Origin of the sequence: Klebsiella sp. R390, assembly GCF_051131745.1 — a bacterium.
In the GTDB taxonomy this organism is placed as follows: Bacteria; Pseudomonadota; Gammaproteobacteria; order Enterobacterales; family Enterobacteriaceae; genus Klebsiella.
In genome coordinates this window covers 4,563,083-4,587,007 of sequence record NZ_CP180445.1, presented here as the reverse complement: position 1 = coordinate 4,587,007, position 23,925 = coordinate 4,563,083, and the positions used below count along the sequence as shown (strand labels likewise).

17 protein-coding genes, 3 tRNA genes and 2 pseudogenes are annotated in these 23,925 nt (G+C 49.4%); 11 read left to right on the top strand and 11 right to left on the bottom strand.

Going from position 1 to position 23,925, the window contains the following annotated elements; genetic code table 11:
* Positions 1 to 6 precede the first annotated feature (6 nt).
* Both ACMYSP_RS21405 and tal read left to right on the top strand, forming a co-directional pair.
* Complete coding sequence (locus ACMYSP_RS21405; protein ID WP_434584050.1) at positions 7 to 1,260, top strand: class II D-tagatose-bisphosphate aldolase non-catalytic subunit; 1,254 nt, start codon at positions 7 to 9, stop codon at positions 1,258 to 1,260.
* Between the two features lie 85 nt (positions 1,261 to 1,345).
* Positions 1,346 to 2,296 carry a transaldolase gene (tal, locus tag ACMYSP_RS21400; protein WP_434584048.1) on the top strand — a complete coding sequence of 317 codons (951 nt, stop codon included), beginning with the start codon at positions 1,346 to 1,348 and terminating at the stop codon, positions 2,294 to 2,296.
* A 352-nt stretch (positions 2,297 to 2,648) separates the two neighbouring features.
* Here the strand turns inward: tal and ACMYSP_RS21395 are convergent, their stop codons facing one another.
* Positions 2,649 to 3,560: a LysR substrate-binding domain-containing protein gene (locus ACMYSP_RS21395; RefSeq protein ID WP_434584047.1), complete on the bottom strand. Its 912-nt coding sequence runs from the start codon at positions 3,558 to 3,560 to the stop codon at positions 2,649 to 2,651.
* Positions 3,561 to 3,746: 186 nt separating this feature from the next.
* Between ACMYSP_RS21395 and ACMYSP_RS21390 the strand changes: the two genes are divergently transcribed.
* A complete protein-coding gene (locus tag ACMYSP_RS21390) occupies positions 3,747 to 4,523 on the top strand; it encodes an SDR family NAD(P)-dependent oxidoreductase (RefSeq protein WP_434587227.1) in 777 nt (258 codons plus the stop codon).
* A 126-nt stretch (positions 4,524 to 4,649) separates the two neighbouring features.
* Positions 4,650 to 5,474 carry a DMT family transporter gene (locus tag ACMYSP_RS21385; RefSeq protein WP_434584046.1) on the top strand — a complete coding sequence of 275 codons (825 nt, stop codon included), beginning with the start codon at positions 4,650 to 4,652 and terminating at the stop codon, positions 5,472 to 5,474.
* A gap of 62 nt (positions 5,475 to 5,536) precedes the next feature.
* Here the strand turns inward: ACMYSP_RS21385 and ldtA are convergent, their stop codons facing one another.
* The 3 genes from ldtA to nac form a co-directional block, all read right to left on the bottom strand.
* Positions 5,537 to 6,478: a L,D-transpeptidase gene (gene ldtA / locus ACMYSP_RS21380; RefSeq protein ID WP_434587225.1), complete on the bottom strand. Its 942-nt coding sequence runs from the start codon at positions 6,476 to 6,478 to the stop codon at positions 5,537 to 5,539.
* 105 nt (positions 6,479 to 6,583) lie between these two features.
* Positions 6,584 to 7,534, bottom strand: coding sequence for an HTH-type transcriptional regulator Cbl (gene cbl, locus ACMYSP_RS21375; RefSeq protein ID WP_123754969.1), 951 nt, complete (start codon positions 7,532 to 7,534; stop codon positions 6,584 to 6,586).
* 106 nt (positions 7,535 to 7,640) lie between these two features.
* Positions 7,641 to 8,558, bottom strand: a complete 918-nt coding sequence (nac, locus tag ACMYSP_RS21370; RefSeq protein ID WP_434584044.1) for a nitrogen assimilation transcriptional regulator NAC — start codon at positions 8,556 to 8,558, stop codon at positions 7,641 to 7,643.
* A 329-nt stretch (positions 8,559 to 8,887) separates the two neighbouring features.
* On the opposite strand from nac, the gene ACMYSP_RS21365 reads away from it, so the two are divergent.
* Positions 8,888 to 8,963: transfer RNA gene (locus tag ACMYSP_RS21365), tRNA-Asn, on the top strand.
* Positions 8,964 to 9,027: 64 nt separating this feature from the next.
* Here the strand turns inward: ACMYSP_RS21365 and ACMYSP_RS21360 are convergent.
* Positions 9,028 to 9,330 (bottom strand): helix-turn-helix domain-containing protein, encoded by a 303-nt coding sequence (locus ACMYSP_RS21360; protein WP_123755004.1) that lies wholly within the window; start codon positions 9,328 to 9,330, stop codon positions 9,028 to 9,030.
* 4 nt (positions 9,331 to 9,334) lie between these two features.
* Entirely contained in the window at positions 9,335 to 9,688 is a 354-nt protein-coding gene (locus ACMYSP_RS21355; protein WP_434584043.1) for a type II toxin-antitoxin system RelE/ParE family toxin, read from the bottom strand.
* 429 nt (positions 9,689 to 10,117) lie between these two features.
* Between ACMYSP_RS21355 and ACMYSP_RS21350 the strand changes: the two genes are divergently transcribed.
* The 3 genes from ACMYSP_RS21350 to ACMYSP_RS21340 all read left to right on the top strand — a co-directional run bounded on the left by ACMYSP_RS21350 (position 10,118) and on the right by ACMYSP_RS21340 (position 12,985).
* Complete coding sequence (locus ACMYSP_RS21350) at positions 10,118 to 11,050, top strand: nucleoside recognition domain-containing protein (RefSeq protein ID WP_434584041.1); 933 nt, start codon at positions 10,118 to 10,120, stop codon at positions 11,048 to 11,050.
* Between the two features lie 106 nt (positions 11,051 to 11,156).
* On the top strand, positions 11,157 to 11,408 hold the full coding sequence (locus ACMYSP_RS21345) for a histidine kinase (RefSeq protein WP_434584040.1): 252 nt from the start codon (positions 11,157 to 11,159) through the stop codon (positions 11,406 to 11,408).
* Between the two features lie 122 nt (positions 11,409 to 11,530).
* Positions 11,531 to 12,985 carry an AMP nucleosidase gene (locus tag ACMYSP_RS21340; protein ID WP_434584039.1) on the top strand — a complete coding sequence of 485 codons (1,455 nt, stop codon included), beginning with the start codon at positions 11,531 to 11,533 and terminating at the stop codon, positions 12,983 to 12,985.
* Positions 12,986 to 13,091: 106 nt separating this feature from the next.
* Here the strand turns inward: ACMYSP_RS21340 and ACMYSP_RS21335 are convergent.
* Together ACMYSP_RS21335 and ACMYSP_RS21330 are read right to left on the bottom strand one after the other, a co-directional pair.
* Positions 13,092 to 13,167: transfer RNA gene (locus ACMYSP_RS21335), tRNA-Asn, on the bottom strand.
* Between the two features lie 126 nt (positions 13,168 to 13,293).
* Positions 13,294 to 14,730, bottom strand: a complete 1,437-nt coding sequence (locus tag ACMYSP_RS21330) for an EmmdR/YeeO family multidrug/toxin efflux MATE transporter (RefSeq protein WP_434584038.1) — start codon at positions 14,728 to 14,730, stop codon at positions 13,294 to 13,296.
* 194 nt (positions 14,731 to 14,924) lie between these two features.
* Here ACMYSP_RS21330 and ACMYSP_RS21325 point away from each other — a divergent pair.
* The 3 genes and pseudogenes from ACMYSP_RS21325 (at position 14,925) to ACMYSP_RS21315 (ending at position 17,099) form a co-directional block, all read left to right on the top strand.
* A tRNA-Asn gene (locus ACMYSP_RS21325) sits at positions 14,925 to 15,000 on the top strand.
* 161 nt (positions 15,001 to 15,161) lie between these two features.
* A pseudogene (locus ACMYSP_RS21320) lies at positions 15,162 to 15,908 on the top strand (tyrosine-type recombinase/integrase); the annotation flags it as partial.
* A gap of 79 nt (positions 15,909 to 15,987) precedes the next feature.
* A protein-coding gene (locus ACMYSP_RS21315; RefSeq protein WP_434584037.1) for an IS3 family transposase occupies positions 15,988 to 17,099 on the top strand; the annotation gives its coding sequence in 2 pieces (ribosomal slippage) (positions 15,988 to 16,249 and positions 16,249 to 17,099; 1,113 coding nt in all).
* Between the two features lie 73 nt (positions 17,100 to 17,172).
* Here ACMYSP_RS21315 and ACMYSP_RS21310 read toward each other — a convergent pair.
* The 3 genes and pseudogenes from ACMYSP_RS21310 to ACMYSP_RS21300 all read right to left on the bottom strand — a co-directional run.
* A pseudogene (locus tag ACMYSP_RS21310) lies at positions 17,173 to 17,382 on the bottom strand (helix-turn-helix domain-containing protein); the annotation flags it as partial.
* Positions 17,383 to 17,549: 167 nt separating this feature from the next.
* A complete protein-coding gene (locus ACMYSP_RS21305; protein WP_434584036.1) occupies positions 17,550 to 19,676 on the bottom strand; it encodes a hypothetical protein in 2,127 nt (708 codons plus the stop codon).
* On the bottom strand, positions 19,669 to 23,652 hold the full coding sequence (locus ACMYSP_RS21300; protein WP_434584035.1) for a hypothetical protein: 3,984 nt from the start codon (positions 23,650 to 23,652) through the stop codon (positions 19,669 to 19,671). The genes ACMYSP_RS21305 and ACMYSP_RS21300 overlap by 8 nt, the downstream gene beginning before the upstream one ends.
* Positions 23,653 to 23,925: the final 273 nt, after the last annotated feature.

Below are 23,925 nucleotides of genomic sequence, written 5' to 3'. Positions count from 1 at the left end.
GTTATCATGAAAAACACAATGAAACAGTACGTCGATTATATTGTTAACGGTGGAAAATCAACAATGCTGGGAATTGGCCCTATGTCTCCGGCATTAATTCAGGCCTGTTTTGAGCTGGGTAAAGAAAAGGACCTGCCGCTGATGTTTATCGCCAGTCGCAACCAGGTTGATGCCGATGAGTTTGGCGCGGGTTACGTTAATAACTGGGATCAGTTCCGCTTTGCCGCCGATCTGAAAGCGATGGCGGAAAAAGTCGGCTTCGATGGCGATTACTTCCTCTGTCGTGACCATGGTGGTCCGTGGCAGCGTGATAAAGAGCGTAAAGACCATATTCCGGAAGCCGAAGCGATGAAGCTGGCTCGCCGCTCTTATCAGGTAGATATGGATGCCGGTTTCGATCTGCTGCATATCGATCCGACAAAAGACCCGTACGTCGTCGGTAAAGTCATTGATATCGAACTGGTGCTGAGCCGCACCGTTGAATTGATCCGCTTCTGCGAAGAGTATCGTAAAGCGAATAACCTGAAAGAGTTCTTCTATGAAGTCGGTACTGAAGAGACCAATGGCGGCCTGACCGACGTCAGCGCCTATGAAGGGTTTATTATCGAGCTGAATAAGCGCCTGGCTGCCGAATCGCTGCCGCAGCCGCTGTTTATTGTTGGACAGACCGGCACCCTGACCCGCCTGACCAAAAACGTTGGCCACTTTAACGATAAGCAGTCCGCTGAACTTTCGGCTATCAGCACCCGTCACGGCGTCGGTCTGAAAGAGCATAACGGTGACTACCTGCCGGATGAGATCCTGCTAAAACATCCGGGTCTGGGCATTACGGCGATGAACGTTGCCCCGGCCTACGGCACTATCGAAACCCGCGCCTATCTGAAGCTGGCGGAAGTCGAGAAAGATCTGGCGGTAAAAGGCTTTATCAAGTCAGCGTCTGATTTAAAAACCGTCCTGACCCGCGAGTGCGTGCTGAGCCACAAATGGGAAAAATGGATGACCGATGAGCACAAAAACAAGTCCGAAGAGCAGATCTTTAACGAGCCTGAATTATTGAGAGAGATCCTCGAACTCAGCGGCCACTACAACTACGAAAAACCGGCGGTAGTCAAAGAGATGCAGACCATGTTTGCTAATCTAAAGTCGTTTGGCGTCGAACCCGAACGTTACGTTGTCAATAAAATTAAAGATATGATCCAGAATGAAGCCGAGTGCTTCAATATGCCAGGCCTGACCACCCGCGTCGCGCAGGCAAAATAATTACCCATTCTGCTTAGCAACAAGGTGCGGGCCCTGGCCCCTCCTTGTTGTTTCATGCCCAATTATTGAAATACAGGTCTATGCCATGAATCAGCTTGAACAATTAAAGCAGCAAACCACGATTGTTGCCGACAGCGGGGATATTGACAGCATTATGGCTTACCAGCCTGAAGATGCGACCACCAACCCCTCGCTTATATATAAAGCGGCGCAGCTTCCGCAGTATCAGAAACTGGTGAAAGATGCCGTCGCGGCGGTGAAGTCTCGCCAGAATGGAAAGCCGGCACAGCCTGCGGATATTGCCGATTATCTTGCGGTAAGTATCGGGGTGCTGATCCTGAAAAGTGTACCGGGACGTATTTCAACTGAAGTGGATGCTCGCCTGTCGTTTGATACCCAGGCCAGTATTGCTAAAGCGCGGGATATTATAGCGCTGTATGAAGAGAAAGGGATTAATAAAGACCGGGTTTTGATTAAGCTTGCCGCCACCTGGCAAGGGATCCGCGCCGCGGAAACGCTGGAAAAAGAGGGTATCCAGTGTAATCTGACGCTCCTGTTCTCCTTTGCCCAGGCCAGAGCGTGTGCCGACGCCAATGTTTTCCTGATTTCACCGTTTGTGGGCCGTATCTACGACTGGTACAAGAAAAACCATCCTGATACCACCTTCACCGTCGAGAACGATCCAGGCGTCAAATCAGTACAGAAGATCTACCGCTTCTATAAGATGCACGGCTATCGCACCGTCGTGATGGGCGCCAGTTTCCGTACGCCGGGACAGGTGCTGGCGCTTAATGGATGCGATCGTCTGACCGTTTCTCCGGCGTTGCTGGCGCAGTTGCAGCAAACTCAAGGGCCAATACCAACCCCGCTGACGTATGAAGGTGAGATCCAGGCGAAGCTCACAGCGATGACCGAGGCTGAGTTCTACTGGGCGCATAATCAGGATGCGATGGCGGTGGAAAAGCTCGCTGAAGGTATTCGCCTGTTTGCCGTAGATCAGAACAGCCTTGAGGCGCTCCTGAGCCAGTATTTATAAGATGTAGCTAAACCGGGTTGCGGCTGTATTGGGTTATGCTCGACATATAAACAGCACTTTCCCGCGCCAATATATATCACGGCCCTCGCAACGAGGGCTGCTCGAAAAACACCAGAAAAGACACTCGCGGGTCAAGCATTCACATAGTTTCTGTAATAGGGCAGGAAGATGGCTGGCAACGAATAAAAATTAGTTCTCCCAATAAATATTTCCACAGGACGTAGCCATCTATGTGATAAAGGCATGGCAAAGCGATTTTTTCTGGCCTAAAGAAACAAAGATTCAGGCCAACAGAAGAGGCAATCAAGCCGTTCGCAGTCAAGAACGATTGGACCCTGTTCTTAGCAAAAGGTCACTGCTCTGCTTTCACATCGTGGATTAACCAGTCGTGGAGGATTTTCACTTCAGGTCGCATCTGCGAATGTTCAGACATCACCAGGTAATAGGACCAGGTGAGCGGCCAGCTAATATCGCTAAACAGCACGCGCAACTGATGGTTATCGATCGCCTGCTGTACCAGAGCCCGGCGGACCAGCGCCACCCCTCGTCCGCTCAGGGCAGACAGTATAACCGCGGAGGTCGAGTTAATATGCAGACCGCTGATGCTGGCTGGCGGCGCACCGACCTTTGCCAGCACGGTGTCCCAGGCGGGAAAATGGGCGCCTGGATGTGGCGTATCATCATGGATCAGCTTTTGCTCTGACAACCATGCCGGCGTGCCGTCTTTGACATCAGGCAGCAGCACCGGGCTGCAGACCATCACCACATCTTCATCCATGAGCCACGTTTTGCTTAACCCGGCCCAGTCTCCCGGGCCACAACGAATACCCATATCGGCTTCACCATGCACCACATCCATGAGTTTCTCGGTGACATCAAGCCGGATATCAATGTTCTCATGCTGTTCTGAAAAGCGATTCAGGCGCTCCATCAGCCAGTTCATCATCAGTACCTGTGAGGCGGTAAGCACGATAACTGAACGAGATTTTCTTCCTCTCAGTTTATTCAGACCGCGCTCCAGACTGTCCAGTCCCTCACTGATATCCTTTAAGGCGTCCTGCGCCTCACTGACCAATGTCAGTCTTTCCTTGCCGCTACGCAGCCGATGAAGCAGCGGATAACCCACCCACTCCTCCAGCGATCTGACGAGCTGCCCGACCGCGGCAGGCGTGACACCCAGCTCTTCAGCTGCCCCGGTAAAACTGCCGTGACGTGCCGTTGCCTCGAAGGCATGTAGCCATTTAAGCCGGTTGAGCGAACGCATGAGGGTTATCCACGATAAGGGTTTCCTCTATTCTGGCACACTACCAGCAGCATGAAATAGATTTTCTATCTCGCCATTAAATATCTTCTGATTCGCCAGCCGAATACGAAAGTGTGAATATGCCGCCACAGAAAGGGGAGGCATCGGCCACCTTCACATCACAGAGAAACCAGTACAGAGGTTATGATGACAACATCATTTGCAGGTAAAAAATTGTTAGTGGTCGGCGGCACCAGCGGCATGGGCTTTGAAACAGCAAAATACGTTCTGAAAAACGGCGGCAGTGCGGTGCTGGTAGGCAACCGTCAGGATAAAGCAGAAGAAGCGCGCCGGGTTTTATCTGCCCATGGCCAGGTGTCCATCATTATTGCCGACCTGATGACCGCGCAAGGCATGCAGCATGCCACCGATATCATCAATGCTGAGCACCAGGATATCAGCCTGCTGGTGAATGCCGCAGGAGTCTTCTTCCCGAAATCCTTTACCGAACACGAGACGGCTGACTATGATATGTATATGAATATTAACCGTGCAACGTTCTTCATCACCCGTGACGTGGTGCGTAATATGGTCGCGGCAGGGATCAAAGGATCGATTGTTAATATCGGCTCAATGTGGGCACATCAGGCGATCGGCGCCACTCCGTCCTCTGCTTATTCGATGGCAAAAGCCGGTCTGCATGCGCTGACCAAAAATCTGGCTATCGAGTTGGGTGCGAAAGGTATCCGCGTTAATGCCGTCGCCCCTGCGGTTGTTCATACGCCGATTTACGAAGGTTTTATCGCGAAGGATGAGGTTAAAGAGGTCATGAACAGCTTTGACAGTTTCCATCCGATCGGCCGCGTTGGCTCGCCGGTCGACATTGCCGAAACCGTGGCGTTCCTGCTGTCCGACAATACCGGCTGGGTCACGGGCGCCATCTGGGATATTGACGGCGGCGTTATGGCCGGTCGTCAGGCCTGACTGACGGATAAGGGGAGCAATGGCTCCCCTTTTCTGTTTTGTCGGCGATAACTATCCGTCACAATGGTTGAATGATTATCCCCACCACATTGCGCGTCGTCAGATACCGGCCCCGGAGACCGAGCTATGTTATTAAAAATCCTGCTGACGATGATCGCCTTTGCCGCAAATTCGGTGCTCTGCAGAGTGGCAATAACAGGCGGCTATATCGACGAGGTCTCGTTTGGCAGCATCCGTTTGATCAGCGGCGCATTGGCCCTGTACCTGTTTATTCTCCTTCGTCGCGGGAGCCACAAAATTGAGTACCACCCGCTCAACGCGCTGTTATTGTCCGGCTACGTGTTTGCCTTTTCTCTCGCCTATGTGTCGTTAAACGCGGCGACCGGTGCGCTGCTGTTATTTGGCACGGTCCAGTTGGTCATGACCGGTTGGGGAATGTTGCATGGCGAGAAAATCACCCGCTGGAAAGTCATCGGTATCTTGGCAGCACTGTCAGGCATAGGTATTTTACTCCTGCCTGGCGCCACACCGCCGCCCGCATTTGCGGCCGTCATGATGATCCTGTCCGGTGTTGCCTGGGCGGCATACTGCATTACCGGAAGAGCGGCAACCAGCGCCGCCTCGGCCACCGCAGGCAACTTTATCCTCTCCGTCCCTATTGCTGTAGTGGCCGTCGCCGTGCATTTTCATGCGCTGCAACTGGATGCAACGGGACTGCTGCTGGGGATCGTCGCCGGTGCCATCACCTCTGCAGGCGCCTATCTGCTCTGGTATACCTTATTGCCGAAACTATCGTCATCCACCGCCAGCACCATTCAGTTAAGCGTCCCCTGCCTGGCCGCGCTTGGCGGGGTTCTGTTTATGAATGAGGCGCTGGATCGCCAGATCGTCATTTCAACATTGATTATTTTATCGGGGATTGGCTTAGTCATCTGGTCAGACAAAATATAACAGGCCGCGCCATGCCCCGGCTTCCGGCATGACGCGATGTTGGCAAGTCTCAGCACCAAGGGTCAACTGCCGAACTGATTAACCGTTCCCGCCCCGCTGATATTAACAGGCATGCCCGAACGTCGCTCAAGCGCCTGTGTGGCCAGGCTGGCATTCACACCCTCTCCTTTGACAAATGACTGGATCCCCGTGGTCATCGGCAAAGGAACTTTGCGGTCAGATTCATATTCAGCACGGTTGCGCGAGAGCGGTTCATGGACTTCAACCCAGCGACTGCCGTCCGGTTCGAGGGTATATTTCACCGGCCGATCGATAATCTGGACGCGGGTCCCCACCGGTACGTTGTCGAACAGATATTTGATATCGTCGTTGCGCAGACGGATGCATCCCTGACTGACGCGCAAGCCGATCCCGAAGTTGGCATTAGTGCCATGAATGGCATATAGCCTTCCGATATAAATAGCATACAGCCCCATCGGGTTATCCGGTCCGGCAGGGACAAACGCCGGTAGGGTTTCCCCCCGGCTGGCGTATTCACGGCGGGTATTCGCGGTCGGCGTCCAGGTAGGCGCTTCCTGCTTGCGTTCTACCGTAGTGACCCAGTTACGCGGCGTTTCACGCCCCGCCTGGCCAATGCCAATCGGCAACACCTCAACCGTGGTACCCTCAGGCGGATAGTAATAGAGGCGCATTTCGGCGACGTTAACCACAATACCGTTACGGACCGTATCCGGTAAGATTAACTGCTGCGGCACCACCAGGGTCGTACCTGATTTCGGCAAATAGACATCAACGCCGGGGTTGGCTTCCAGCATATTGCTGAGCCCTTGCCCATATTGCGCGGCAAAGGCTTCCAGCGGCTGGGTATTATGGTCCGGAACGGTAATCGTCAGCGGCATACCGACCAGACGGCTTCCTTCCGGCGGTAACGGATAACTCACGGCCAGCACACTCTGGCTTGAGAGGAACACTAAAAGAGAGCAAAACCAATTCACACGCCGCATCATTTCCCTTTCCTCAATAGCGACAACTGTGCGTGAATTATAGCTTTTATATCCTCTCCGCGTGGATAGATGTGCCTTCTATTATCCACCCCAGTGATGAATTAATCATATCTGGTAATCAATTGCCGCCTCTTCCGGCTCCATCGCCTGACGCTTGATTTCATCCAGCGACAAGCCGGCGTTGCACAGTTCGATAAAGCGCCAGACATAATTGCGCTGTAACTGCCCGCGTTTTAAGCCTAACCAGACTGTATTGGCGTCGAACAGGTGCCGGGTTTCGAGGCGGGTCAAGGTGTCCGATTCCCGGGCATCTCCGGATTGCTCCGCCACCAGCCCGACTCCCAGCCCCAGCTCGACATAGGTTTTAATCACATCAGAGTCCTGGGCGCTCAGGACGATATCCGGCATCAACCCTTTACGGTTGAAAGCTTCATCAATGCGTGAACGCCCGGTGATGCCCTGGCGGTAGGTTATCAGCGGCCAGCGGGAAATGGCTTCCAGCGTTAAGGGCGAGACCTGAATCAGCGGGTGCTCTTTAGGGACCAGCAGGCTGTGGTGCCAGCGGAACCACGGAAAGGCCACCAGCGTGGGATCGTTACTTAAACGCTCACTGGCAATGCCAATATCAGCGCCGCCGTTATGCAACAGCGCTTCGATTTCCTGAGGCGTCCCCTGGATAAGCTCCAGTCGGACATCGGAAAACAGTTCGCGGAAAGCTTTAATGACCGGAGGCAGGCTGTAGCGTGCCTGAGTGTGGGTGGTGGCAATGGTTAAGACACCGGAAGCGTCATTGGTAAACAGGTCGGCGAGCCGACGGACGTTACCGGCTTCATTGAGGATACGCTCCGCAATGGTTAATAAGGCTTTACCCGGCTCGGTCATTCCCAGTAAACGCTTACCGCGCCGGATGAAAATCTCAATGCCGAGCTCTTCTTCCAGTTCACGAATATGGCGACTGACGCCCGATTGCGAGGTATATAACATATTTGCGACTTCCGTCAGGTTGTAATCCTGACGGGCCGCCTCACGAATGATTTTAAGCTGCTGGAAATTCACCCTTTCCTCCGGGCTATCAGACATAACGTATACGCTATTGTTAAAGTCTGTTGTCCTTGCTAACAAATAATAAAAACCAGCAACTTATTCCATTACGGAATATAGATTAACTCACCAGCAGTAATTCACGGTTCTCCAGCGAAGGTCGGCTGACCAGAGAGAGTAAGATTTCTTTTACCGCCTGCGCCTGCGGCGACAAGCTTCCCTTAGCAGACATGTTCAGGGACAGCGACAGGCTCATCGATGGTGTACTGATCCGCGCCATCCAGCCATTTGCCGCCTGGCACAATGAGCGAGCGGCGGATTCCGGCAGAACGGTGACGCCCATCCCGCTGGCAATCGCCGCCGTTAAGGTGGTGATGGATTCAATTTCACCAATGATCTTCGCCGACAGTCGGCGCAGGGTAAACGCTTCAGTAACCCGTGCGCGCACCGCGCTGTAATCACGCGGCAGGAACAGATTCATTTCTGCTACTGCGGTCAGGTCGACGCTTTGCCCTGGACAATCACGGGTTCCAACCAGGTAGAGGTCTTCTTTCAGCAAAGGCTGGCTGACGATCCCGGCCACCGGTGAACGCTCATACAGCACCGCCATATCCAGCTGCCCGCCGAGCAATTTATCGTTGAGGATGGTGCCACTGCTCTCCTGCAGATAAACCATTACTTCAGGGAGTTCGTTACGCACCGTCTGCAGCAAAGGCATCGTAATGGCGGAAGCCGCAGTGCCCGGCGCCAGGCCAATAGAAACCTGCCCGCTCAACGTATGGCCAACATTGTTGACCGCCAGTTGGGCCTGCTCGCACTGGCGCAGGATGGTCCGGGCATGGGTATAAAGAATCTTCCCGGCTTCGGTCGGCGTCACGCCGCGTTTTGTGCGAATCAGCAGTTGCTGGTCCAGTTCGCCTTCCAGGGTCGCCACTTGCTGGCTCAACGCCGGTTGTGCGATATGCAAGACTTCGGCGGCCTGGGTCAGGCTACCGATATCGACGATTTTCACAAAATACTTCAGTCGTCTTAAGTTCATTTTGCCTCCTGTAAGGAAAGCCAGTACCAACGCTGGCTATTGAGATACAGAAGGTTTTGCAATTTGCTTGCCAGTTTTTACAAATCGATGCAAAGGCCGCTATTCGCGGCGTAATAAGCGATTCTGATAGCAACGGACGATTTATTTGCCCGGTAAGCAGTTTAGGCTATGCCCCATTCGGGGTATATGTGCACTAGCATGGTGCACAATGTCGAAAAAAAGCGCAAAAGCGGCCGGTCGCTGAAATTGTCAGCAATCAAACACATTTTGATGAATCAGACTTTGACAAGGTCATCCGTCGCCGTTAATATGCGCCCCGTTCACACGATTCCTCTGTAGTTCAGTCGGTAGAACGGCGGACTGTTAATCCGTATGTCACTGGTTCGAGTCCAGTCAGAGGAGCCATATTTAGAGAAGCCTGCCTAAGGAAACTTAAGCAGGCTTTTTGCTTTGTGGTAGAGAGAATTCACTACAGGGTAAAGCCGTAATGGGAACCATCCGGTAGCTCCACGTCAAGACGTAGTTTACCGCCAGTCGCCTCTACATAGCGTTTGAGCGTGGACAGTTTCAAATCCCGCCCCGGTTTTTCCATACTGGCAACCGTAGGTTGCCGGATCCCCAGGGCCTGCGCCATTTCTACCTGGGTTTTCTGTACTTTCTCACGCAGTTCGGCAAGGTGGATATTGAGCAGGATGTCCGTAGCCATTGCCCGTGCATCGGCCACGACATTCGGTGTTTCATCAGCAAGAAGCTGTTCGAGCGTTCTGCCCATCGCGCTATTCCTCATCATCTGGCATATTTAAATAATCGCTGAACTCCCGATCGGCGACCGGGATCATCTGGTCATAAAAGCGTTTTTCATTCCCGATCTTGTTACCGGCACACAGCAGAATGCCAGCCCGAAATGGGTCGAAGGCGAAAAACACCCGTATCGGCTTCCCTTTGCTCTGAACTCGTAATTCTTTCATATTGCTGTAGCAGGAACCTTGAATGGTATCGGCGTAAGGTCTGGACAATCCAGGTCCTTTTTCCCGCAGCACAAGTAGCGACGCCAGTACACAGGCCCGGTCAGCGGCACCAAGTTCACTAAACCAGATATCAAACCGATCCGTAGTCTTAATCGTCCACACAGGCCCCTCCTTGCAATATAGAACCCAGGCTATATAGATGCAAATCAATAATGCAGATAATGGGGACTCGCCAGACAAAATGCATGGCCATTTATTGATAAAAGGAAAACGTATTCCAACCATTGATTGAAAGGGGTGTAAATGTGCCGTTATATTGCGGCCGGGCTCGAATGCCAGACAGGACAGTTACCGGATCCCCCTGTGACAATTCCTCCCGAGCACGGCCACTAAATTCCTGGTCCCGTGTGATTCGATTCATCCGACAGCCCAGACGCCACAAGGCTTCTGATGCCCGGGAAACGTATATTGATGATGTCCGCCTCATGCGACGGGAGGGCAAAACAGCCACCAGAGCCGCGATATCATTTTCTTTCGGTGCGGATTATGATGAACCGCATTATCTTTGCGCAATGCGGTGATTGAGAATAAATGGATGTAATAAGCATCATTATGTCGGCGGGTAAATCTTCCGTTGATGTCGCACTTTATACGCTCTTACCCATCATGGTCGTGATGCTGATGATCATGAAGTACCTCGAAGTGCGCGGCGTGCTCGATGTTATCGTCCGCTGGGTCGCGCCGTTACTCAAGCCTTTCGGCCTCAGCGGCATGAGCGCTTTCGCACTGATTCAGATGAATTTCGTGAGCTTTGCCGCCCCGCTGGCTACGTTGTCGATCATGGATAAACGCGGCGTCTCAGACCGGCAAATGGCCGCGACTCTCGCCATGGTGTTTGCCATGGGACAGGGTAACGTCTTTTATCCTTTGACCCCTTTTGGCCTGCACTGGACCGCCTCGATTGCCATCTCGATGGTCGGCGGCCTGTGCGCGGCGGCGGCTACCTGGTATATCACCGGTCGTCGGCTGTCTATCGCCGAGAATCCACGTGCTGAAGCGCTGCCGAATAGCGAGCAGAACAGCCAGGGGATGCTCGCGGTGATTAACAACGCCGGTTCCGACGCGATTCGCCTTGCGCTTGGTGCCGTCCCCATGCTGATCCTGTCGCTAACCATCGTCGGCATCATGAAGGCGGCTGGCCTTATCGAACTGCTGCAGCAGCTGCTGATGCCGCTCCTCCTGTGGTTAAACATTCCAGTGAATTTCGTCCTGCCAACCCTGGTGAAATGCGTCGCCGGCGGCACCGCCTATTTCGGGGTCGTTTCTGAATTAATTCAGCAAGGGAAAGCCACCGTCAGCCAGCTCAATGCCTCCGCCGGACTACTGGTCCAGTCGTTTGACCTACCGGGTATTGGCATCTATCTGGGGATCAGCTCGCGCTTTGTTCGCCTGTTCCGTTTTGCCGCCCCTGGCGCCATTGTCGGCATTCTGGTGCGGACGATCATCCATGTGACGATATTCTGAATCATCGCCGGTTAAACACAGACTAAACCAATGGTCTATTATGATTGTAAGAAATGAGGGAACGGGCAATTATCACCTGGGGAAATCATAACGCAGAGAAAGCCGGATGGAATGGTGGGTCAAAAAAATGCGGTCAGCCAACGAGACAGGTCAGTATTGTGTCGTTTTGCAAAGTGGCCAGTTAGCGATAATCGCCACGATTGATTCCTGCCACAGCCTCCTGCAGTGCGGTGATAAGCTCACGCCACTGGCAAACGCCCGCTATTGCGTTAATGGCGACCTGGCAAACACCATTAAAGTCACCAAAGCGCGCCCCTACAGTACCGAATACTGGGCTGAAGCCGTCACGCCTGCATAAAACATCATCAACAATATCGAATTCAATCACTTTCGCCGCTAAGCCGCTGAAATTCCCCTTCGCACTTTTCCGTCTGTGACATACTATCGGGCATGTCAGCAGACCTGAAATAAGGAGCGAAGATGAACCAGAAGGCCGCCAGTCTGACCCCGGAGCAAGCGCTGAGCCAGCTTGAAGCGCAGTATGAACGTTCGGTCGATGCATTACGTAAAGCCATCGGCGAGTATATCAACCACAGCGTACTTCCTGATGAAGCAGAGCGTGCGAACGGACTGTTTGTCTATCCACAGCTGTCCGTATCGTGGGATGGCGCCGACCATAAAGCGCTAAAAACCCGGGCATGGGGCCGCTTCACTCATGCCGGTTGCTACACCACCACCATTACCAATCCCAAACTTTTTCGCGCCTATCTGCTGGAGCAGCTCACTTCGCTGTATCAGGATTATGGCGCGCATATTAGCGTCGGGCTGTCGCAGCATGAAATCCCGTATCCGTATGTCATCGATGGTTCAGCTTTAACGCTCGATCGTTCAATGAGTGCTGGCCTGACCCGCCATTTCCCGACCACCGAGCTGTCGCAAATCGGCGATGAGACCGCGGACGGGCTGTTCCACCCTACCGAGCACCATCCGCTTTCCCATTTTGATGCCCGTCGCGTGGATTTCTCACTCGCGCGCCTGCGTCATTATACCGGCACACCGGTCGATCATTTCCAGCCGTACGTCCTGTTTACCAACTACACACGTTACGTCGATGAGTTCGTCAGTTGGGGGTGCAGCCAGATTCTTGATCCCGACAGCCCCTATATCGCCCTCTCCTGCGCCGGCGGCATCTGGATCACCGCCGATACCGAAGCGCCGGAGCAGGCCGTTTCCGATCTGGCATGGAAAAAGCATCAGATGCCTGCCTGGCACCTGATCACCAAAGATGGTCAGGGAATAACCTTGATTAATATCGGCGTCGGGCCGGCAAACGCCAAAAACATCTGCGATCACCTGGCGGTTCTGCGTCCGGACGTCTGGTTGATGATTGGCCACTGCGGCGGGCTGCGTGAAAGCCAGACCATTGGTGACTACGTGCTGGCGCATGCCTATCTGCGCGATGACCACGTGCTGGATGCCGTACTGCCGCCCGACATCCCAATCCCCAGCATTGCCGAAGTGCAGCGCGCTCTTTACGACGCCACCAAGCAGATCAGCGGCATGCCGGGAGAAGAGGTCAAACAGCGACTACGTACCGGTACTGTCGTGACCACGGATGACCGGAACTGGGAGCTGCGCTATTCCGCCTCGGCGCTGCGCTTTAACCTTAGCCGTGCCGTCGCCATTGATATGGAAAGCGCCACCATTGCCGCCCAGGGCTACCGCTTCCGCGTGCCGTACGGCACATTATTGTGCGTGTCTGACAAACCGCTGCACGGTGAGATTAAGCTGCCAGGCCAGGCTAACCGTTTCTATGAAGGGGCTATTTCCGAACATTTGCAAATCGGTATCAAGGCCATTGATTTACTGCGCGCGGAGGGCGACCACATGCACTCCCGTAAGCTGCGCACCTTCAACGAACCCCCGTTCCGCTAACGTCATATCCCGTTCCCTGCGCAAAGCTCGTGCAGGGAACGGGAAAACTTCGGAAGCAAGAAAGCAAAAAACCCGCTTAAGTTTCCTTAAGCGGGTTTCTTAAATATGGCTCCTCTGACTGGACTCGAACCAGTGACATACGGATTAACAGTCCGCCGTTCTACCGACTGAACTACAGAGGAATCGTGTGAACGGGGCGAATATTAACGGCGGTGGATGCCCTTGTCAAAGGCTGTTTTCATAATTCACACCGTTTGCCGATTTATTCTTCACTTTGTGCAAAATTTACCGCTTTCACTGAAAAGTGGTTATGTTTCGTCCACTTGAGTTTTGACGCGGGGATATTTCCACAGCCAACGCCCGCTCACCATACGGCCATAGAACAGCACGCCGCGTACCGCCCAGTCGAGCACCATGCCCAGCCAGACCCCGATGACCCCCATCCCCAATACAATCCCCAGGGTATAGCCAGCCACCACGCGACAGCCCCACATCCCCAGCATCGATACCCACATGGTGTAGCGCACATCGCGCGCACCTTTAAATGCACAAGGTAAAATCCACGAGGTCGCCCAGATAGGCATAAAGAAGGCGTTCAGCCACAGCAGTTCTTTAACCACGACTTTGACATCTTCTTCGCTGGTATAGAACGAGGCGATCAGATTAGCAAACGGCGCCGTCCCCCACGCAATAACCGTGAGCACCACCGTCGATAGCCAGAATACGTGCCACGCCTGGCGCTCCGCCTGCCCTATTTGTCCTTTACCCAATCGTTTACCGGTAATGATCGTCGAGGCGGACCCCAGCGCGTTACCCGGCAGGTTAATCAGCGCGGCGACGGAAAAGGCAATAAAGTTACCGGCGATCACGTTGGTACCCATTCCGGCCACAAACATTTGTGTCAGCAATTTGCCGCTGTTGAACAGTACGGACTCGATGCTGGCCGGAATACCAATCCCCATCACTTCCCAGATAATCGCAAAGTTGAAAGGCTGAAAATAACTTTTTATCGAAATCCGCAATGCCGGGTTAAAACCAATCGCCAGCACCCAGATAATCGCTACCGCACCAATATAGCGGGCAATCGTCAGCCCCAGGCCTGCGCCAACAAATCCCAAACCCGGCCAGGAAAAAATACCGTAAATCAGGATACTGCTGATAATGATGTTGAGAATGTTCATCCCGCCATTAATCAGCAGCGGAATTTTCGTGTTGCCCGCCCCTCGCAACGCCCCACTCCCGATCAGCGCAATGGCCGCTGCCGGGTAGCTCAGTACCGTCAGCTCAAGGTAGGTCAACGCCATCGCCTTCACCTCTTCCGAGGCATCTCCGGCAACCACATCGATGATCTCTTTACCAAAGGCATGGATCACTACCGCCAGCAGGATCGAGAACAGCGTCATGATCGCCAGTGACTGCCGGGCCGCGGCTCTGGCCCGTCGACGGTCACGTTTACCCAGGCTAAAGGCAACCACCACCGTGGTCCCAAGGTCAATGGCGGCAAAGAAAGACATGATCACCATATTGAAGCTATCAGCCAGACCGACGCCGGCCATCGCCTCTTTTCCCAGCCAGCTAACCAGGAATGTGCTCAGCACGCCCATCAGTAAAACACAGGTGTTTTCGAGGAAAATAGGCACCGCGAGGGGGCTGATTTCGCGCCAGTACAGCACACGGTAACTCTTACGTTTTTTGAACCAGGTTGTTCGTTCAAAGACCTGGCGCACTACGGAGGTGGCGTTCAAGGGAGACCTTAGTGAGAAAAGTTGAAACTACATTTCAAATGATGATGGAGAATGGCCGATCCTGCAAAACATTTTTCCTTATTAATCGTCTGTAATAGCAACAAATTGTTGATGGAACCGCCAGTTAGTTCTTAGGGGGCAATTAGATGTTTGACAAAATTTTTTTCGCCGCTAAGATACGACTCCACACCGATTCCTCTGTAGTTCAGTCGGTAGAACGGCGGACTGTTAATCCGTATGTCACTGGTTCGAGTCCAGTCAGAGGAGCCAAATTCTTGTTTTCATGCCACTTTGCGAATCCCTATGTAATTCAGATTCAATAAGTTAGCGTGAAAAGTCTCCCCGATGCATTTTCAGTTTACCCTCCGCATCGGGAGAATTTGGTGGTCAGATTTGGGGTCAAGTTGGTTCGATGACGGAGTGACCCCCAAATGTCTCTTAACGACTCAAAAATCCGCAACTTAAAACCATCCGCTAAACCCTTCAAAGTTTCCGACTCTCATGGTCTATACCTTTTAGTCAATCCTGGCGGTTCACGTCTTTGGTATCTCAAATATCGCATCAATAGAAAAGAATCCCGCCTCGGCTTAGGTGCCTATCCTGATGTTTCTCTGGCTGATGGTCGTCAGCAGCGTGACGGTATTCGTAAATTGCTGGTGCAGAATATCAACCCAGCACAACAGCGCTCCACTGAAAGAGCCACTGTCTTACAGGGAGAGACCTTCAAGGCTGTCGCATTGAGCTGGCATAAAAGCAACAGATCCTGGTCAGAAAACCATGCCGCCCGTCTGCTTGCCAGTATGAACAATCATATCTTCCCGATAATTGGACACCTGCCAGTCACAGAACTGAAAACCCGCCATTTCATCGACCTGCTGAAAGGAATTGAGAAAAAAGGTCTGCTGGAAGTGGCAGCACGCACTCGGCAGCAAATGTGCAACATCATGCGTCATGCCGTGCATCAGGAGTTGATAGAGCATAATCCGGCGGCCAATCTGGACGGTATCATCGCCCCACCCGTTAAACGCCACTATCCTGCCCTTCCGTTGGAACAACTACCAGAATTGTTAACCCGTATTAAGGACTACAAGCAAGGACGAGAATTAACCCGCCTGACAGTATCACTCACATTGCACCTGTTTATCCGTCCCAGCGAACTTCGCTTTGCTCGTTGGTCTTGTAAGCATCCCGCTTAAACGAACCATTCATTTTTAGAGATCTTCCGACATACTGATTATGTCCTGTGAGGAGATCACCATGCGTAAAGCCCGATTCACCGAACACCAGATCATTGCCGTTCTGAAGTCCGTCGAAGCCGGACGTACCGTTAAGGATGTCTGCCGTGAAGCCGGTATCTCTGAAGCCAGCTATTACAACTGGAAAGCGAAGTTTGGCGGTATGGAAGCCTCTGATATCCAAAAGATGAAAGACCTCGAGGATGAAAACCGTCGCCTCAAACAGATGTTTGCTGATCTCAGCCTTGAATGCCAGGCACTTAAAGACGTCATCGAAAAAAAGCTTTAAAACCAGCGATAAAGCGTGAGCTCGTCGGTTATCTGACTACGCAATTTACCATGAGCATCCGCCAAGCCTGCAGGACGTTATCGCTGAGCAGGACGGTCTATTTTTACCAGCCCGATACCCGGCGCGATGACCCGGTGATCCAGGCACTGACTGAGCTGGCGGAGCGCTATCCGCGATACGGGTTTAAGAAGCTGTTCCAGATGATACGCAGGCAGGGTAACGCCTGGAACCATAAACGCGTTCACCGGATTTACTGCCTGCTGAAACTGAATTTTCGTCGTAAGGGAAAACAGCGTTTACCCGCGCGTAACCCGGCGCCACTGGCTACGCCGGAAGCGCTTAACCAGAGCTGGTCCATCGATTTTATGCATGATGCGCTGGTCTGCGGCAGACGCTTCCGGACCTTCAATGTGGTTGATGACTTTAACCACGAAGCCCTCGCAATAGAAATCGATCTGAATATCCCGGCACAGCGGGTGGTCAGGGTGCTGGACAGAATCGTAGCAAACCGGGGTTATCCACTAAAACTGCGGATGGACAACGGACCGGAACTGGTCTCACTGACGCTGGCGCAGTGGGCTGAAGAGCATGGAGTGATGCTGGAATTTATCAAACCGGGAAAGCCAACGCAGAATGCCTTTATCGAACGGTTTAACCGGACGTACCGGACAGAAATTCTGGATTTTTATCTGTTCAGAACCCTGAATGAAGCACGGGAAATCACAGAGCACTGGCTGATGGAATACAACAGCGAGCGGCCTCATGAATCCCTGAATAACCTGACACCGGAGGAGTACCGGTTGATGGCCGAAAATCCGGAAATCTCAAAAAATGCGTGGAACTAAAACGGGTGTGCTTACACCCGGATTTCTTTATCTGAGTCTGCGCGCTTCGCTTGCGGACGGTTCTACACACGAGGGCATCGGTGCGGTTCTTAAGGTTAGGTGCACGGCGACTTCGGTTTATCAGCGCATTCACGCCGTCTTCATCAGCCAGTTCGCGGTAACGATAGAATGTATCATGTGAGACCCCCATGATTTTGCAAGCTTTGGATACATTGCTGAGCTTTTTAGCCAGATTGAGCAAACTGGCTTTGTGTTTAATAACGGGATTAGTAGTATGAAACATGAGAGTTACCTCGTATTTAGTATAAGGATTCGACACCCATATCAAATCGGTAACTCTCAACCTTTCAAGGCCATGTGTCAGATCAAGTCGCGACTAATACACTTAAAGGTATTCAGGCCATAGCACATGGCCTGATCAAGAATAACCCACGTTAAACGCTGATAAAATTAGTTATGCAACATCAAACGCGATATTTTTTCCAGAAGAGATGTCTGACTGACTTCGTTATAACGGGTAGTATCGTAAGTTAAAGTTCGTAACAGTAATTCAGTTGCTGCTTGCTTCATCACATCAGCCTCTTTACCATCAAATGTTGTCGCCACCAAATTATAAACTAAGGTTGCCCTGTCCATAATCTGGTTGGGCTGGTTGCTTTTAGTACAAAAAAGTAATGCTTCATTACCTCGTTTTTCAATAAAGAGTTGTTGATACTGGCTGACAGCATGATTTTTAGGTTTTGGAGTTAAGTAGTAAGGCAAACATGTTTTATCCGCTGCACCAAATTTATTAATTTTATCATGATTTTCTTTTGCTACCTGAAGAGAACATCGCTCCGCAGAACCTAATAATCTCGGAATACGAACAGTATTATATCGCTTAATCACAACCTGATTTATTGTATCAACAAGATAGAAATTATCATCACGCAATTTATCAATACAGTTGATATTCATTCCTGGAATATTATTACGGAAATCGACCTCATCGGTATACATTTTCGGCTCTGAGATGTTCATTACGCCATGGCTGAATACGACGGGCGTAGCAACGCCATAAAAATCATTCCCTCTTTTGTTTCCGGAAGAGGAACACCGAATTGAGACAAGAATATACTCACCATCGTTAATGCTAAAACCGGTAAGTTTCTTTCTCACCAGCACAGCTTCTTTTAGCCAGAGTTCGCTGCGGATCATTTCCAACTTAGCGACAGATACAGGATTAATAAAACTTTTAACAACCTGGGTAACAGGATCTTTTTTATTCTGCTCTATGGCTTCAATATTACATCCCTGAAAGACTCGCTGATGATTTTTCTCAAAATCAAGGATAAAATCCACTTTTAGCCTTGAATAATAATCTAACAGATCCTTTTTACCCGCTTTTGCCTCATTCAGTGCCTGCCAGGTAGAGTTCAAAAAAGTATCTTCGCCAAGGGAAATGCTGGACCCATTTACTTTTTTAGACTGATTCAGCACTAGATAGTTAACATTTTTATCAAGATCAATAAGTTCTTGAGGTGAAATTATATCTACTGCTCCTAATTCTTTTTTCAGATAGTGAATAAATCGTTGGTGCGCTTCTGGTTCTTCGCCATTATCAAGATTGTCTATAATAACTAACGGGCGCTGAAGTACTTTGACATTGGTCGTTAAAAAGTCTAACTGGCTGTGGGTTGCATAAAAAATACGTGGTGAAAAAGTGATTTCAGCCTGAGACAGGATATCACCGAGCACGCTCTGAACCAGATTTTCTGCATGATTTTTGCAGCCAGAATAAGCCTTACTGGCAAAACGCATATAGGGCATTTTCCGGTATTTTCTACCATCTACTTTCTCAAGCAACTGCAATGATTTCTTACCCTTAATCAGAATCCGACCATAATCGCTTAGTACGCCAAGCTCTTCCGCTTTAGCTCTGAAGCAGATCCCTTTTAAGGTAAAAGTGAGGTCACCATAATCCGGGCTGTAAAAGAGGTCACTTTGCAATGTATCGACGTAATAGTTTCCTCTCTTGTCTGGTTCTTCTTTTTGTACGACGGCACCCAGAAAAACTTCGCTATTATAAGCCCCATAACTCACATCAAAATACTTTCCGGCATTATCTAAAAAATGTAGTTTCAGACGCAGAGCGAGGACAGTTTGAGCAATTTTATATTGATCAAAGCCCTTTATTTTTAGTTCATTAACCCATTGATGATACGGTCGGGAATCTGGTGAAAGAAACATCACTAGATAGTTGTTTGCTTTTTTTAAAGTTTGATACTGAAACTCCCTTTTATTCTTCACCCCTAGTTTTAAGGATAATAAATTTTGAATTTCTCTGTGCAATTCAATAAAAAAACCATCCCATTTCATGGAGTATTCTTTTACCTTATTGATACAGATTGCATCAACTCCCCAACCATTTGCCGAGGGTAATTGCAGAAGTTTTTCCAACATTACATCTGCAGTATCATGGATATCAAAGAGCTGTGTTCGTGCTTTAGGAGCATAATCTGGAGGCTGAAGCTCCCATTCGGCAGCCATCACAACATCCGTTTCATTATGCTGTTTATTATCAGTTAAATCAGTCATGATTCACTCCTAAAAGATTAAGTAAGTATTGATTTATTCTTAATTCTGATTTTATTTTTGCATCATAAGGATTTTTGCCATTATCTTTTTCATAAGATGAAATATTTTTAAAAAGATTATAATAACAGATGCCCTTATGGTTAGAATGTTCGGCACGAATGTTGAGGCTGTTTAAAGCATATCGGGTATTAAGATAAACAACGTCAACACCATCAAATTGTGTTTTTTCTGTAACGATTTTCTGCAACTCACTGACTTTCCACAATGAGTTATTATGCATTTTTTTCGCTAATTGGCGGTTATTACCTTGCATTCGCCAGTTTTTTACATCGATTGCAACAATCCGGTTCTTGTTAATGGAATACACATCAAACAGCTCATAACAAGAGCTATCCAGATAGTGTGATAGCTCTTGTGGTCGGATCGGCGTAATATTCATTTCCTGGAGAACAAGGTGTAATTGCCATTCACCAATATTGCCAATCAAAAGTGGCATCAATGAAGGAATGGGGATGTATTGTTGTAAAGGTGTGGCGTCTAATCCCAGAATCTTCGCAAAAATACGCTGTTCAGTTCCGGATGACTCTTCAGCCATGGCTTCATGATATTGGGGTAAACAATATTCCGGTTTGTATGGATTTGCACCAGTTGAAATATCTGTTAATCCATAACCATCTAAGGTTTTAGCCAGTATCACATTTTTCCAGTCGGCAGTACGCTCCAGATAAAAATGGCTTACACAGTCGCTAAGATAAGCATTTTTCTTAATAATCGCATTGCGTTTAAGACGCTTTATATATGACTGAGGATCGGTAAAACTGTCCCGGTGACGTAATGCTTCATTTAACTCAACTGCATCTCGATTACCTTGTCTTGCCAGTGGCAGAATTTTATTTTTCAGTTCAGCTTCAAAGTCGCTATACATATCTATTGCTTTAGCAACTTTATTTTCAAATTCGCTACGCTGACTATCAGAAGAAAAGCTGGCTTTTAATAAATCATCTTTTGAGCGTTTGAACCATAGGTGGTTATGCAGACTCAGGGAAGCAAGTAACGATTGTGCATTTGGGTGACGATCCAAATCCCGAAAAACACATAATGCATTATGATGAACACCAGAAGGTAAACGAATAATCCCATTCATTTGGGCATCACGCCGTTCTGTACGGCCAATAGTTTGCATTGCAATTTTATGAAGCTCGACGGTATGTTCAGTATTCAGCAATTGGGCAGCATCAGAATCAACTAGATCCGTATCGAAATCACCAACCTGACGAGGAACACTTCCATGAGCATAATGCTTGAGTAAGGTAATATAATTTTCCAGCGTGTTTCGCGATGGAGTTGCATTAATCTGACTCCAGTAACTACCGCAGACCATTGCTAATTCATCAAAGTCGATTTGCTCTGAATCTACTCCTGCAGGTTCTGACGGTGCCGGATAAGTGACATAATAATTAAGCCCTGTCCCGGCCCCCTGGAAATGGGAAACCATGCATATTGCTAAATTTTGGTGATCAATTTGCAGATAGTCTCTTACCGGATCTTCCCGGTTGAGTTTTGAATCAAACATGACAACACGCAATCTATGCCGCTCAGCAAAAGGGGTGATTTCAAATACACGAGGTAAATCATTCCCCCGACGTGTTTCATTGTCAATAATGGCAACCCCACGAAAGGGATTTGCACTTAACTTATTGGCACGAAGAAAATTCCCGATAATCGCAAAAAAACGGCTACTGATCCCGATACATAAAATGTGCCGGCCAGTATAAGCCGCAAGTAACATACACTGTAACTGGCGATGAAACTCTCGTTTATGATAGCGATTAAACTGAACTGCTGTAGAGTATGGTTCGAGCATTTTGAGCCAGAAACGATATGCATTCCTGAACTCAGGCTCCTCGTTTTGTGGTAAAAACTCCAGTACCTGATCGTCAAATACCTCCAACGCTACAGGACGATGAAGGTTTCTATTGTTGCGGATCGCCGACAGGGGCGAAGCAGAATCAACATCCCGCTGCCTGATGCGATAGTTCAAGTCTCGGGCGTATTTATCCAGAAACGGGCGGCTGTATTGCCCATTATACGTTGCAGGAAATCCTGCTGTAGCAGACAGTAAAATGATAGTATTACGTGTATTATAAAGAACACGTAATAATGCTATTTCGGGTAACTCCTTAATTAACTCCATCCGAAATTTGAGTAATACCCATCCCTTCAGTTGTTCAGCCTCAATTCTTACCTGTTCACGTGGCGAAAGGGAAAACAATGTCTTGGGTTGAAAATAGGTAAAAAAGTCATCTATCAACTGTTCTTTCTGAGGCTCACTGGAAGATAAATGATCTATATCTCCTTTAATAGTTTGGGCTTTACGAATGAAAACAGATAATGGGTTATTCTGATTTGCCATCTCCTGCTGTGCCAGCAAATCGCAGACATGTTTAGGTGTATCCAACCGGGCAGAGGCTAATAATAGAGCAGTCAGTGTCTGATACAGTTCATATAAGGTAAATTCATCTGGAACTTTTTTGTCATCCTCAGAAACATAGACTTCAGTGTATGAATGGCGCCCGTGACTACGTAAATGAATACGACGAAGATCTGACTCACGGTAAAATCGCTGAATCTGATAACTGAAAATATTACCAATTAACGCGATAACCTGCTCAGCATTACGGATATCGACGACGATATCAAGCAAACTATTTCTAAAGAGTCTGGTCAGCTTCTTAAGATCGAAATCAGGTCGTAAATCACATTGAGATAAGGCTTTATTGATCTCATCAACGTAATTTTTCAGAGGGGTATACCCTGGTGCTCTTTCATCTGAAGAACATTCATCCACATATTCCAGTACACGATGTAAAATTGCCAGTAACGAAGGAAGCTGCTGATCGTCGTTCATTAATGTCTGGCAAACATTCTGCTGGAATATACGGTAGGCTTCGTGCTCTTCGTCCAGAACTAATGTGAAACGAATATCACGTTGTGCAAAAGGTGAGTCTTCGTCGGTTATCCAATATTGCTCTTTTAAGCTCTCAATTCGCTGTGGATTAGTCTGGTTAGCAATCTCGCCTAATGGATTTACTTTGAGGCTTTTTTTCTGACCCAGAACGTGGTCCAGTTGTTTTGAACTCCGGTGATAGTCGCCTTCTTTATCGCGTTTCAGTAACAGCACACTGCCATCGAACTTTTTCGTCGTGGCCAGCAGGATACATCGGCGATATAGTGCAATCTGAAACGGGAAAAGATGTTTAATCATTTCCATCGCCAGTGCATATCGAGGGTTAGCCGCCTCCCCATCAAGTAAAGCCGCCAGATCCTGATTCAGGGCATTAAGCATCGCCACAGCCGCTTCCTGTAAGCGACCGGCTAAATGAAAACTATTGAGACGTAACTCATCTTCCAGACGCTTTTGTTCAAACGTTGCCCCCACTTTAATCTCTGTTTCCAGACGTACTTCCAAACTATTACGCGCATCAACTTCAGCTTTCAGACGTTGAAAAATAAGCTGAATTTCACCCGACATCAATTCGTTGGCTTGCTTGATCCAGCGACGATAACGTTCCCGGTTTGTAGATGTTTTCCCTTCAGGAGATTTGACCCATGACGTAAAACCAAGATCTGCGATATCCCCTTGCGAAAGATAAGGTAACAATTCTATCTTCTTATCTCGGGCGCGAGCGATGAGTTGTTCCGGGATGTCAATTTGTGATTTCAATGGTGTGATAAACACCAGATTGCGATGGCTATTGCCTGGATTGATTGCTGGATTTACACTTTCAATGTATTGCGCGAAAACGTTATAGCTTTTGCCACTCGCCGTACCATCCTGGGACTGAATCAGTAGTGGTGCATCTGCTTCGGTAAAGGCGTAAAACGTACCGGCCTGTTTTCTTGCTGCGGTAATGGCTTCTCTGACACTTTGTGGCAATGGAAAATGTCGGATGTTGTGATTTTGTTCGGATTGCATGTCTTCAATTCCTTCTGGCACAACTGCATTTAGAAAAATGGGTAAGGACGTTTTGGCACAGCAGACACAGCGTTAGCAGGTTGAGTAAAATACACTCAGTATACTACGCTCAATCGCTACTATGATGGCGACTAAGTGTGTATTTTACCTGACATTATGCAAACATCAGAAACTTAATTCCATAATTTTATATGGATAAAAACCCATGTCTACAGTCGTCGTTTGGGATACGTTTTTGATGTAACCGATGAGATCGAAAAAGCTTTAATCGTG

Excerpts from the sequence above, each read along its gene's own strand:
- ACMYSP_RS21395 (WP_434584047.1), bottom strand. The coding sequence starts at position 3,560 with ATGCGTTCGCTCAACCGGCTTAAATGGCTACATGCCTTCGAGGCAACG.
- ACMYSP_RS21350 (WP_434584041.1), top strand. The coding sequence starts at position 10,118 with ATGGATGTAATAAGCATCATTATGTCGGCGGGTAAATCTTCCGTTGAT.
- tal (WP_434584048.1), top strand. The coding sequence starts at position 1,346 with ATGAATCAGCTTGAACAATTAAAGCAGCAAACCACGATTGTTGCCGAC.
- nac (WP_434584044.1), bottom strand. The coding sequence starts at position 8,558 with ATGAACTTAAGACGACTGAAGTATTTTGTGAAAATCGTCGATATCGGT.
- ACMYSP_RS21305 (WP_434584036.1), bottom strand. The coding sequence starts at position 19,676 with ATGACTGATTTAACTGATAATAAACAGCATAATGAAACGGATGTTGTG.
- ACMYSP_RS21390 (WP_434587227.1), top strand. The coding sequence starts at position 3,747 with ATGACAACATCATTTGCAGGTAAAAAATTGTTAGTGGTCGGCGGCACC.
- ACMYSP_RS21300 (WP_434584035.1), bottom strand. The coding sequence starts at position 23,652 with ATGCAATCCGAACAAAATCACAACATCCGACATTTTCCATTGCCACAA.
- ACMYSP_RS21340 (WP_434584039.1), top strand. The coding sequence starts at position 11,531 with ATGAACCAGAAGGCCGCCAGTCTGACCCCGGAGCAAGCGCTGAGCCAG.
- ACMYSP_RS21360 (WP_123755004.1), bottom strand. The coding sequence starts at position 9,330 with ATGGGCAGAACGCTCGAACAGCTTCTTGCTGATGAAACACCGAATGTC.
- ACMYSP_RS21405 (WP_434584050.1), top strand. The coding sequence starts at position 7 with ATGAAAAACACAATGAAACAGTACGTCGATTATATTGTTAACGGTGGA.
- ldtA (WP_434587225.1), bottom strand. The coding sequence starts at position 6,478 with ATGCGGCGTGTGAATTGGTTTTGCTCTCTTTTAGTGTTCCTCTCAAGC.
- ACMYSP_RS21345 (WP_434584040.1), top strand. The coding sequence starts at position 11,157 with ATGGAATGGTGGGTCAAAAAAATGCGGTCAGCCAACGAGACAGGTCAG.
- ACMYSP_RS21385 (WP_434584046.1), top strand. The coding sequence starts at position 4,650 with ATGTTATTAAAAATCCTGCTGACGATGATCGCCTTTGCCGCAAATTCG.